Origin of the sequence: Lacipirellula parvula (assembly GCF_009177095.1) — a bacterium.
GTDB lineage: Bacteria > Planctomycetota > Planctomycetia > Pirellulales > Lacipirellulaceae > Lacipirellula > Lacipirellula parvula.
On the sequence record NZ_AP021861.1, the window covers coordinates 1300150 to 1312560 of the forward strand.

The 12411-nt window shown below is 63.3% G+C and carries 7 protein-coding genes; 4 read left to right on the forward strand and 3 right to left on the reverse strand.

Annotated features, from left to right (window positions below; translation table 11 throughout):
* Window positions 1-113: 113 nt before the first annotated feature.
* Both lepB and lptB read left to right on the forward strand, forming a co-directional pair.
* A complete protein-coding gene (gene lepB, locus PLANPX_RS27635) occupies window positions 114-2198 on the forward strand; it encodes a signal peptidase I (protein ID WP_152097640.1) in 2085 nt (694 codons plus the stop codon).
* Window positions 2199-2338: 140 nt separating this feature from the next.
* Entirely contained in the window at window positions 2339-3193 is an 855-nt protein-coding gene (gene lptB / locus PLANPX_RS04850; RefSeq protein ID WP_152097641.1) for an LPS export ABC transporter ATP-binding protein, read from the forward strand.
* 181 nt (window positions 3194-3374) lie between these two features.
* On the opposite strand, the gene PLANPX_RS04855 is transcribed toward lptB, so the two are convergent.
* Window positions 3375-4433 (reverse strand): fatty acid desaturase family protein, encoded by a 1059-nt coding sequence (locus PLANPX_RS04855; RefSeq protein ID WP_152097642.1) that lies wholly within the window; start codon window positions 4431-4433, stop codon window positions 3375-3377.
* A 573-nt stretch (window positions 4434-5006) separates the two neighbouring features.
* On the opposite strand from PLANPX_RS04855, the gene PLANPX_RS04860 reads away from it, so the two are divergent.
* On the forward strand, window positions 5007-6122 hold the full coding sequence (locus tag PLANPX_RS04860) for a GNAT family N-acetyltransferase (protein WP_172991874.1): 1116 nt from the start codon (window positions 5007-5009) through the stop codon (window positions 6120-6122).
* Between the two features lie 64 nt (window positions 6123-6186).
* On the opposite strand, the gene PLANPX_RS04865 is transcribed toward PLANPX_RS04860, so the two are convergent.
* The gene (locus PLANPX_RS04865; RefSeq protein WP_152097644.1) at window positions 6187-7200 is read right to left on the reverse strand and encodes an SDR family oxidoreductase; all 1014 of its coding nucleotides are present in this window, start codon (window positions 7198-7200) and stop codon (window positions 6187-6189) included.
* Between the two features lie 553 nt (window positions 7201-7753).
* On the opposite strand from PLANPX_RS04865, the gene PLANPX_RS04870 reads away from it, so the two are divergent.
* Window positions 7754-8758 carry an EF-hand domain-containing protein gene (locus PLANPX_RS04870; RefSeq protein ID WP_152097645.1) on the forward strand — a complete coding sequence of 335 codons (1005 nt, stop codon included), beginning with the start codon at window positions 7754-7756 and terminating at the stop codon, window positions 8756-8758.
* A gap of 131 nt (window positions 8759-8889) precedes the next feature.
* On the opposite strand, the gene PLANPX_RS04875 is transcribed toward PLANPX_RS04870, so the two are convergent.
* Window positions 8890-12327: a choice-of-anchor Q domain-containing protein gene (locus tag PLANPX_RS04875; RefSeq protein ID WP_152097646.1), complete on the reverse strand. Its 3438-nt coding sequence runs from the start codon at window positions 12325-12327 to the stop codon at window positions 8890-8892.
* Window positions 12328-12411 lie beyond the last annotated feature (84 nt).

A 12411-nucleotide genomic window follows, 5' to 3' on the forward strand; every position in this document is an offset into this window, starting at 1 on the left:
CCCACCGGCTATATTGCGACGCCCTCGGCGAACCACCTGCAAGACCCCATCGCCCAATTCTCGCTCCGAAGCGTAAATCGCGGGCTGCATTCCATACTGAAATTTCTCCGTAGATGACCAAAGCCAAGACCCCCGTCGACCGCCGCGAGACGCCTGAGGCGACCGCGCCGGCCAAAGTTCAAGCTGAGGCCAAGTCGAGCCACGACTTCGTCATGTTCCGCGAGACGCTCGAATCGATCGTCGTCGCGTTCGTGCTCGCGTTCCTCTTCCGCACGTTCGAGGCCGAGGCGTTCGTCATTCCCACCGGTTCGATGTCGCCGTCTCTGCAGGGGCAGCACAAGGACGTGAACTGCAATGAGTGCGGCCACCGCTTCCGCACCACGGCGAGCGTGGAAGGAGACGAAACTGACAAAGCCAAAGCGAACGAACGGCAACTGGAGGCGCAGCTTGACGCGGGGCAGCGCGAACTTTCCGCGGCACGTAGCTCGGGCCATCAGCGACGCGCGGCAGACATCCAGCGACAATTGGATTATCTGACGAACGAACTGACGCGCGTCCGCCAGCACATCAAGAACATCGAGGTCGTCGGCGGCATGTGCCCCATGTGCCGCAACCTGATGCCGATGCGGCCCGATCTTCCCAAAAACGTCGCCGAAGATTTCAGCGGCGAGGAAATCGAGTTGCAACCGAGCTACCCCGGCGATCGCATCCTGGTGAACAAGTACGGCGTCGATTTCAGCGAGCCCGAGCGGTGGGACGTCGTCGTTTTCAAGTTTCCCGGCGACGGCAACATGAATTACATCAAGCGGCTCGTCGGCCTGCCGGGCGAGGAGATCCGCATCTACCAGGGCGACATTTTTGTGAAGCCGATCGACGCCGCCGAATCGGAGTATCAGATCTCGCGACGCCCCGCGGAGAAGGTCGCCGCGATGCTCGAACTCATTCACGATTCGGACTACGAATCGGCCACCCTCTATAACGCTGGCTGGCCGTTGCGGTGGGCGGCGACGACACCCGACGGTTGGCAAGTCGACGCGAAGGTCGACGGCAAGAACGTCGTGCAACGGTTCTCGATCGATCAATCCGCCAGCGATCCGCTGGCGTGGCTTCGCTACCGGCACATCACGCCGAACGAAGGGAACTGGGAATACGCCCGCCGCCTGGCGAAGGACGGTTCGGACAAGACGATGCTCGAGGAAGCTGAAAAAGCCGGCATCTCGCGCGGCGAGTGGGATGCGAGGTTGCGGGCGAACGAAATTCCGAAGCTGATCACCGACTTCAACCCCTACAACGCCTCGCTGCAGCGTTACGAAGCCGAGGGCCGCGGCTGGCAACTAGGCGCTAACTCGATGCACCAAGGAACTGAATGGGTCGGCGATCTTGCGATCGACGCGACGGTTGAAGTCGAGGAAGCTCGCGGCCAATTAATGCTCGACCTCGTCGAGGCAGGCAATCACTTTCGCGCGACGTTCAATCTCGCCGACGGCAAGGTGGAGCTAACCGCCGTCGACGCCCGCACCGGCGAAGCGCTCGACTTCAAGGCGACGGGCCAAACGAGCGTCAACGCCGCCGGAACGTACGAACTCCGCTTCGCCAACGTCGACGATCAGCTGCTGCTGTGGATCGACGGCGAACTGGTCGACCTCGGCGACACGACCTACGATCCCGACAAGCTACTGCCGACGGGCCGCAAAGGGATGATCCCCTGGGCCAGCGCGAATGCCGACGAAGATCAGGGCGACCTCGCGCCCGCCGGCGTGGGCGCCCTCGACGCCAAGCTGACGGTCACGCGACTCGCGTTGCTTCGCGATATTTACTACATCGCGATCAAGGCTGGCACAGACTCGCGGGCGATGGTTGACTTCGAGTCGACGGTGCCGATGGACGAGTTGTTTGCTCAACCCGACCGTTGGGGCGTCTTTGCGGGGAGACGCAAACGCGACTTCAAGGTCGAAGAAGGCCAGCTCTTCGTGCTCGGCGACAACAGCCCCGCAAGTAAAGATTGCCGACTCTGGAAGGAAGCTGAGAACGGCGCTGAACCTGGCGGCCCGTACCTCGATCGCAACCTGCTGATCGGCAAAGCAGTCGCGGTGTTTTGGCCCCACTCATGGGGAACGTATCCATTCTCAGAAAAACTCCCGATCCTGAAAGCGATCCCCGGTTGGCCTGCCTTCGGCGACATGCGTAAGGTGAGGTAGCCCTAGCCCCCGGCTCCGCCGGGGGGGGAAGTCTCCATCACGCGACGCTGTGCAGCTGACAACACGACCCCTGGGCGGAGCCCGGGGCTAGAAACAACGCGACTCACGACACGCCCAGTTCGTCACGGAGGACGAATCCCATGACCCTGCTAAAAGTTCGCGGCCTCGTGAAAAACTACGGCCGTCGCCGCGTCGTCGACGGCGTCGACTACGAAGTCGCTCCCGGCGAAATCGTCGGGCTGCTCGGCCCCAACGGCGCCGGCAAGACGACTACCTTCCGCATGTCGTGCGGCATGATCGACCCCGACGCCGGCAAGGTGACGCTCCAAGACAAGGACGTCACCAACTGGCCGATGTACAAGCGCTCCCGCGAAGGGGGCATGGGCTACCTCGCCCAGGAGTCGAGCGTCTTCCGCAAGCTCTCCGTGCAGAACAACCTGCTCGGCGTCATGGAAATGCTCGGCATGAGCCGGAAGGAACGTCGCTTCCGCTGCGACGAGCTGCTCGAACAGTTCGGCGTTACGAAGCTCCGCAAAGCCAAGGCGCAGTCGCTCTCCGGCGGTGAGCGTCGCCGCGTCGAGATCGCCCGCTGCCTCGTTTCGAACCCGCAGATCATTCTGCTTGATGAGCCGTTCACCGGCATCGACCCGGTGACAATCGCCAGCATCCAGGAGATCGTCCGCGACCTCCGCGCCCGCGGGATCTCGATCCTGATCACCGACCACCAGGTCCGCGAGACGCTCGAGATCACCGATCGCAGTTACGTCATCCGCGCCGGCCAGGTGTTATGCCACGGTCGACCTGAGGAAGTGCTGCGGAACCCCGAAGCGAGGAAGTATTACTTCGGCGAAGGGATGGATCTCTCGGTGAAGGGTCGCCCCGCGGCAGCCGCCCCTGCGGCCGCGCTTCCCGCCGCCACAACGCCCCACGGCCGCCTGGCCGCATTGAGAGAACGCCTCACCGGCCGCCATCACCCGCCCGACGAAGCCGCATAAGTAGCCGCGGCTCAACGAGCCGCCGGAGCGGTGATCGCAAGAGAAAATGGAAATGGGGAATGCTGAATGGGGAATGTGGTAGGCGAGAGCAACCTCTGCGCAGGGTTCCTCTCCATTCCACATTCAGCATTCCCCATTCGGTAGCTGCTTCGGCGGGGACGTTGCCCCGCGGCTGCAGGCGTTACGACGCCGACCGCATCACGGCCTTCTTACCGCCGCTCGGTACCACGTCGCTGGCGAAATCCTCCGCCTCGGAGGTCGCCTGCAGATGGTCGGTGTTCCCCGCGTTCACCCCGCAGCCGGGGTTGAAGATCATCGAGGGGAACATCGCGAACATCGCCTTCCAGTACCGCTCGTACGCCGGGTAGTTCACCTCGGGGTTTTCGCGTTGGTACTCGTTCAGCTTCGCTTCCAGCGTCGTGTGCGTTAGCCGCGGGTGACGATGGTGCGGGCCGTGAATGAAGATGTCGAAGTTCAGGAACGAGCTCAACCGCAGCAGCCACTTACGCGGCAACACCGTGCGGGTCCCCTGCAGCGGATCGAAGCTCGACATGCCGAGATGTTCCGTAAACTTGCGGAAGGTTTGCATGAACGCGGCGACGTACATCGGCAGCAGCACCACGAGGATGTGCGCGGTCCACTGATGCGTCAGCGCGACGTACGTCCAAATGGCGCCCCACACGGCCGCGATGGCAATGTATTCGTTCCGAATCTCGCGACGAGTCGCCGCGGACTTAATCGGCGAGTCGCGGTGAAAGAAAATGCGGCCGTAGATGATCGGACCCGAAGCGACGCCGCACAGCAAATCGAACCAGACGAACGCGCGGCGGAAGCCGAGCGAAGCATTCGGATCGCTGTAAGGCCACAGCTCCCAGTCGCGAGGAGTGTTGAGGTAAGCGTGGTGGCGAATGTGAACTTCGCGGTAGGCGGTGTAGGGGGTGAACATCATCGTCCCCAGGAACCGTCCGCACCAAATCGACAGCCCGCGCGATTTGAACAGCGTCTGGTGAGCCGCTTCGTGGAGCGCGCTGGTCCAGCAGAACATCATCGACGCGGTGAACGCCGTGAGCGCAGCGACCATCCACGGGGTCGATTGATTCCACGCGACGAAGCCGCCGAGCAGGAATCCGTTCAGGCCCATGCCCAGGCCGGCGAACGGAATCGAGAGCATGCGCGGCAGCGTGTTCTTTTCGCCGAGCGAGCGCTCTTCATCAGGCGTGAATTGAGTAACCGAAGCCAAAGCTGCACTCCAAAACTTGCTGGGGCTGGCGTTGCCGTAGCCTAGCGCAAAGAAAGCGCACCGCCGTGCAGTTTGGACTTCCGTGAAGGCGGGAGCAGACGACCTCAAATGTCGTCGCAGGCTAACAGGTTGTTCGCCAAAGAGCGGACCGGTAAAGTTTCGCTGATACGCAGTCTCAACTCAACCGCCCCGGCTCTATTTACGTTATCTATTTTACCCAGCGGGGTCAAATTGGCGTGTTATCGGCCAGCGCGACGGCCTGGTGACCACCGCGCTTCCGCACGTGCGGCGAGCGCCTCTCTAATGCTCGCCACAGCTATCTTCGTCATTCCCGGGCATAATCTGTGCCCGCGGCGCCCGTTGGCCCGAAAGATTGGTTTAGGGCGTCTGGGTATAGCGTTCGTTCATGTTCGACGACGAATCCCATGAATCGCGAATTTCGCGAATCGACGCGAGTAAATGCCGAGAGTGAAATAGATGACGACGCAGCTCACGGAGCGTTCCGCCACTCGCCCGGTTCGCGAAGAATCGCGGTCAAAAAGCATCCCCATGAACGCCAGCCGAACTCCCGCCATGTCATCGTTTCGCGTCACTTCTGACGTCAATCTGAGCCAGGCCGAGCGCGAGGCCGTCGGCGCCGGCGAGAATGTCGTTAGCTGCGCTCGCTACTTTCCCTTTTCCACGCCCGACACTGAGCTCTTCTGGGCGAAGGCGTACGACGGCGAGCGGTTAGCCGCAATTGCCCCCGTCGTCCGGCTTCGCAAACGGAAGGCGACCGACATGTTGCGGGCTCCCGTACGCAAGTGGCTCGGCCCGATCATCGGCCCGCTCGCTCGCAAGACGACGCTGCTCGTCGACACCGCGTTCATGGCCTACGACGCCGGCTCGCCGTTCATCAGCGCCCCCGGCGTCGATCGCCCCGCGGTGAAGCGCGCCATCTCGGCCTTCCTAAAATCGCAGAAGAAGGTCGACACGGTGTGGATCTCCGAGCCGCCCGCCGAAGCCGAGTGGGCCGCCACCGAGAAGTACCATCAATTCCTCACGCTGCCGATGGTGCGGATCGTCACCGAGAACTGTACGAAGCTCGACGACTTCTTGGCGACGCTCTCGCGCAACCGCCGCCGCAACTTCCGCCGCGAGCGCGACACGTTCACAAAGGCGGGCGCCCGCATCGAAATGTGGCAAGGCGTCATTCGCGAGAACCCGACGCTGCATCGCCAGGTGATGTCGCTGCTCGGCTCGAGCGAGGTCAACACAAAGTTCAGCGTTCCCTACAACGACGTCCTCACGAACCCCGACGCCATCGCCGCGCAGTGGCAGATCGTCCTCACCGCGCACCTTGGCGATCAAGTCGTCGGCTTCATGAGCTGCCTGCAAGACGGCAAGCGGCTGATGCAGTGCCACGGCGGGCTCGACTACAAGATCTCGCACGAGATCCTCGCCTACCACAACCTCATTTCCCGCGCGATCGAACACGCGATCGAACTCGGCTGCGACGCACTGACGCTCGGCCCGTTCACGAACGAAACCAAGAAGCGCGCCGGCGGCAAAATGCAGCCGATCGTCTCGAGCCTCTGGAACCGCATGCCCGGCGACGCGTTCTTTGCGAAGAAGGTCTTCTCGAAGAACTTCGAAGTCTACCGCGGCGAGCTCGGCGCCCCGACGTACGCCGTAGACGAAGAAGATTGATGCACACGGGACGGTTTTAGCCCCCGGTTCTTCAAACCGGGGGCTCCATCAACGTGACCGCGCCCTACGGTCGCCCCTTCATCATCCCCGACACCCGCGCAATCAACCGATCCAACAACCGAGTCGGCAACACGTCGTGCCCGATGTCGAGCCACACCGCATCGGCCCCGACGAGATAGTGAATCCGCGGCCGCCGCGCCCGTAGTGCCTTGAGCACCACCGCCGCTACCTTTTCCGGCGAGGTGGCCCCGCGGGCCCCGCGCTCGTTCAGCTTCGCGCACCGCGCGAACAGCGGTCCGTAGCCATTCCGCAGTTCCGGCGGCAGTTCCTGCTCGCGCTCGTGCAGCGCTTCCCGCGCCTTGTCGAAGATCGCCGTCCCCACCTGCCCCGGCCGGATCACCGTCACCGGAATCTTCCACGGCCGCAATTCGACCCGCAGCGTGTTCGAGAGCGCCTCGAGCGCAAACTTGCTCGCCGAGTAGCCGCCCACCATCGGCAGTGCCACCGAGCCGTTCATGCTCGAAATGTTGACGATCCTCCCCTGCCCTTTCCGCAATAGCGGCAGGCAGAGCTGCATCATCCGCAGCGGCGCCAGCGTGTTTACCTCAAGGGTCGCCCGCAGCTCGTCGAGGTCCAACAGTTCCACGACCGACGGCGGTCCGATGCCGGCGTTGTTCACCAGCGCGAACAGCCCGCCCGGCGCCTGGGCGGCAACATTGGCAATCGTCTGCTCCGCCTGTTCGGGGTCGGTCACATCGAGCCAGATGGGCGTGACCGAACTCAGTCCCAGCTGCTCCAGCTTGCCCCGCCCCTCCTCCGTCCGCGTCCCGGCGAAAACGTGGTAGCCGTTCGCGGCCAAATGCCGAGCCGTCGCGAGCCCGATGCCCGAAGAGGCCCCGGTGACCAATACTGCCGGTTGCGTCTGATCCATGAACTCCCCGCCGCGACTCCCTGTCTGCCCGCCAGCCAACGCTGAAAGAGGTTCGAGGATACCAAAACGAGCCCCCCGCGGCACGCGCAACATCCCCCCGTCGAAGAGGAAGACGCAGAAGTCATCAGCCCCCGGAGGGGGCGGCATGATGTAGCCAGGGGCGTGAGCCCCTGGTTGGATGCGTTGAGATAGATTTAAGCCCCGGAGGGGCGACACTACTGATCCGATCAGTGCCGCCCCTCACGGGGCTAACTCAACGATTCCCGCCAATGACCAGGGGCTTGCGCCCCTGGCTACATCACTTCGCCCCTCCGGAGCTATCGCGACGGCAATTCCTCTCGCTCTCAAAAACCGCCCCACAGGCGCACAACTTGCTCCATCGTCCTCCCGCACCCTCAAAACCAATTCCCTCGAAACCACTGCAATCATCTGGGGTTTGAATCCCCAACGCCCCGCTGCGGGTCGCTTCGGCAGGCAGCCACGGGGCGACTAAGGTATACTCCCGGCAACGGAGCAATCGTGTTTGTGGGAGGGATCTCCGATCCCGATTGAGCACGCGACCCCGCGGCATCTTGCAGCGGAGCCCGATCGGCGTCAGAGACGCCTCCCACAGCAGAAAGTCACCAGAACTAGTCGACCGCTCGCGATTTCTCGAGGGAACTCCCTTCGCTCGCCGGCGGCTCAATCAGGAGAACGAGTCATGGCCAGAAGTTCTTGGGCGATCGCCCTCTGTTTGCTGACGGCGTCGTCCGCCTTCGCCCAAGCCCCCCGTGGCCGCAACGCCGACGCCGACGCGGAGTTCGGCGCCGAGGAGGCCCCCCGCGGCGAGCGTGGAGAACGCGGTGAACGTGGCGGCTTCGGTGGCGAACGTGGCGAGCGCGGCGGCTTTGGCCGTGGCGGCGAAGGCGGCCCGGAAGGCGAAGGGGGCCGTTTCGGCCGCGGCGGGTTCCGCCGTCCGAATCCTCTCTTCTCCGCCATCGACACCGATGGCGACGGCTCGATCAGCAAGGCTGAACTCCGCAAGGCCGCTGCAGGCATCGCGAAGCTCGATACGGACGGCGACGGCAACATCTCCCAAGAAGAAGCCGGCGGCGGCGGACCGGGCGGTCCTGGCGGCCCAGGCTTCGGCGGTCCCGGCGGGATGGGCGACCCCAAGCAAATGGTCGACGCGGCGATGCAAGCCGACGCCAACGGCGACGGCAAGCTCACCGCCGATGAAGTCACCGATCCCCGTCAACGGTTTATGATGCGCAGCGCCGACCAAGACGGCGACGGCGCGGTCACGAAGGAAGAACTCACCTCCGCGATGGAGCAGTTCCAACAACGGATGCAGCAAGGCGGCGGCTTCGGTGGCGCTGGCTTCGGCGGACCAGGCGGCCCCGGCGGACGCGGCGGCGACGACCCATCGCAGCGGATGATGGCCCTCGACAAGAACGGCGACGGCAAGATCACCCCCGACGAAGCCCCCGAACAAGCTCGCGGCATGCTCCGCCAAGCCGATGAAAACGGCGACGGCGAAGTCGACGCCGCCGAAATGACCAAGTTCTCCCGCAGCATGGGCGGCCGTGCTCGCGGCGCCCTCGGCAGCGCACAAGGCCAAGGCGGCACTGGCGGACGCTTCGGCCGCGGCGGCGACCAAGACGGCGCCGCCGAAGGCACGAACGGCCGCGGCTCGCGCCGCAACCGCGATAGCGACGAGCAGTAGGCGAGCTTAGAGACTCGACGAGCAGTAAGCAAGGTTAAGTTAAGTAGGCATTTCAACAGAGCGAGGCGTTCTCCCAAGAACGCCTCGCTTTTTCATGCGCATGTTTCGCGTTGAATTCGGACTGAGTCGCTTCAGCGACCAGTCAGCTCCCACGCCGATCGTTCCATCCCCTCCCCCTCCTCGAACGCACCATCCACCTCCGCCACCGCAAGCAACCCATCCTCTGCCGCGCGACGCTCCACTCCCCGCCACGGGGAATCGAACGCCGCACTGCGAACCTCGCCCTGCAACGCAAACGCCGCCCATTTCGCCGCGAGCAACTCCGCAGCATCGGCGCGTCGCGCGAACCCTTCCAACGCCGGCGTCAGCGGCACGCTCCAATGCGGCGCCTCAATCTCTTCCGCGACGCCCGCTGCGGCCGGCTTTCGCGCAACCAACAGCGCTCCCGCTGCTGAGGCCGACTGCAAGACTTCCACGACGCTCATCGCCGCTGGTTCCACGCGTGGAACCACAGCTCCGTATTGCTGCTTCCAGATGGCCAGGTCATTGCCGTCGACCTGCCCGTCCCGCAGTCCATCGCCGTCGCTCACCACGGCGTCCGTCTTGCCGTACCCACGCTGCCACGCCAGGAAGTCGGCGCCATCGACCTTGAGGTCCTGATTGAAATCGCCCGTCGCCGAGCCGCTGTAAACCGGCGCCTCGACGGCCCCGATGTCGATGCGCCCCCCAACGACACGGCTGTACGGCTCGCCGCGCTGATCAAACTCCGGCGTCGCCCCATCGCCGGGCTGCGCCACCAGGTTGCCGCGATTGATCACCCGACTTCCCGGCAGCGGCAAGTGCGTCGGCATCAAGTAGCCCTCCGGCAAACGCGGCCCACCATTGTCCATCAGCGGCCCGAGTCCCGGCGAAAGTAACCCGCCCACCGGCCCGCCGATGTAATTGCCCTTCTGATCGTTGTCGCCATGAGTCTCGACCAGCGCCGTGCCGCGGTTATCGCCAATCAAGCTGTTGCTCGCGTTGATTGTTCCAGTAGCCGATAGTCCAATGTCCGGCGCATCGGGCCCGTTGTTGCCAGCCACAATTGAGTTCTCAAGCACGAGTCTGCTAGGGGTCGAGATCCCGCTGCCGGCTCCCGGCTGCCCATTAGAACCTGGAAGCGAATTATTCGTAATCGTAGATCGCCGGATAGTGAGGCCGCTGGGCGCCGAAACGCCGCCTCCGCCTCCGCCTCCGCCTCCGAATAGCGGAGCTCGATTCCCGCTAATCGTCGAGTCTTCGATAACCGTGTTGTAGCTTGTGGTAATCGAGATTCCTTGGCCCACATTTCGTACGACCGACGAATTCATAATAAAGACTTGTCGGCTGTCGATGGCTAAGCCGCCAACAAAACGTCCGGAATTGTCTGCAACTACAGTGTTGTACATGATGAACAAATCGGCATAGACTCTCATCGCCCCTGTGCCGCCTTGAAGCGATCCCGTGTTGCCCGAAATCAGCGAGTTAGCCACGATGACCTCACGCCGCGAGTATTCTGGCCATACTGTCAGCCCTCCAGCGGAATACTGCCCATCGGTCTCATGCGAATTTCCTCTTAGGATCGAGCGATCCATGTACAGATTACCCGTCAGAACAATTCCGCCGGTTCCTTGAAATGCTTTGTTGCCTTCAACCCTGCTCGCGATCAATGTGAGATTCACTCCGTTAATGCCCGCGCCAGTCCCAGCATTGCAGTCTGTCACAGCAACGTCGATCAGCGTTAGGTCTTTGGTGGAAATGATTCCCCCGCCAGCGGTTGAGCCGCCCTTTTTGCCAGCTGTGATCGTCAGGCCTCGGAACTCCATATTGGCGCTTGAGTTGATCACACGAGAGTAGGCGGAGTTCTCTCTCCCGTTAATCGAGAGCAACTCCTCTCCGGGGCCATAGATCGCTACCTCCTGCGTGATCGCCAACTCCCCATTCTTCAAATAAATCGTCGCCGGTCCCGAGGTCAGCAGCGACGTCGAGAACTCAATCACGTCGTAATCTGCGTTTTCATTCGCCACGGCGAGCGCCTCGCGCAGCGTGAACTTTCCCGCCCCGTAGTCGCCGTCGACGTCGTCCGCCAGCGAATCGACGATCAACGTCCGCCCCGAGTACTCCACCGCTCCGATGTCGATCCGCGCTCCCGCGCGTCGCGAGTGCCCCGCGCCGCGCTGATCGAATTCCGGTGTGTCGCCTCCAGGCAAAGTCCACGGATTTCCCGCGAAAATTGCCGGACTTCCGGGCAGTAAGGCGTGCGTCCGCGTCGGGCCGCCGTTGTCTTCCAGCCCATCGAGCAGCGGATCGATGAAGCCGTACATTGGCCCGCCGATGAGATTGCCGTACTCGTCCGCCCACCCGATCGGCGCCTCCGCCAGCAACGTCCCGTCGTTATCGCCGAGGAGGCTGTAGTGCATTTCCAACGGACCATCGCCGACGCGCATCTCCGCCGGCCCCTCCGTTGCGAAATTCCCCGCCACGATCGTGTGGTCGACCAGAAAATGCGCCGCGGCCGAGTGGTTCGCGTAGACTCCGCCGCCGCTCGCCGTCGCCCCCGCGCCGACGCTCGACGCCGTGTTCGCCACGACCGTGCTGTGAGCGATTTCCATCCTTCCGCTCGACCAGATCCCCGCACCCTGCGCTACCGAATCGAAACCCGTCGTTCGGGCAGCGTTCGCGCTGATGGTTGAACTCGTGAGTTCCGTCCAACCGGTCGAGTAGATCGCTCCCCCGAGCGCAGCGAACGAGTCGACCGCGAGGTTGTTGCTAAAAGTGCTGCGATCAACATAGAGCCTGCCAGCAGAGGAAACGCTCGCTCCCCCGCCGCGGCTGGCTGTGTTTCCCGAAACGGTCGTTGCGGTGATCGATGCGGAGCCTGTCGCAGCGACCCCGCCGCCCACGCCGTTACGGCCGCTCGCCGAGTTTCCACTAATCACGCTGTTGGCGACGGTCAGACTCGCGGAAGCGAAGATGGCGCCTCCCGACGCGTTGGCTCCCGTCACGCGGCTGCCGCGAATCACGACGTCGTCGATGTTCAGCGTAGCGCCCGCCGCCGATCGAATGGCGCCGCCGCTGTGCGTTTGCTGCGTGATCTCGCTGGTGGTGAGGTTGTCGGCGGTCGTCCGGCCATTGAGCAGCGTCATGCCGGTTAGTTCAAGATCAGCACCGTCGCCGCTCACACTAAAAATCCGCGAGTTCAGCTGGGCGTCGATCGTAAAGACGTCGCTCCCCAAGCCGATGATCGCGAGTCCCTCGGTGATCGCGATCTCGCCGCCCGTCAGCAGCATCGTCGCCGGTTCATCGTCTCCGAAATCGAAGCGGATTTCGTCGACCCCAGCGACCGTGTTCGCGACGAACACCGCCTCGCGCAACGACATGAGCCCGTCGTTGAAATCAACGACGTCGAGCTCAGTGTCGACGGTCAGCACCGCCAGCAGGCGGCGATCTTCTAACGGCTCGCAACGGAGCGCACGACGGCGCCCCCGGAAGCTGCGGTCTGGTAAATCGGCGGCGGCGCGCCGTGCGCGGCGGAAGTAGCGTCCGGCCATGGGGTGTGACCTCGCAGAATAGAGAGATGAAAACAAATGAAGCGAAGAAATAACGATCGAGTCGGATCCGACTCAGAGAAAGAC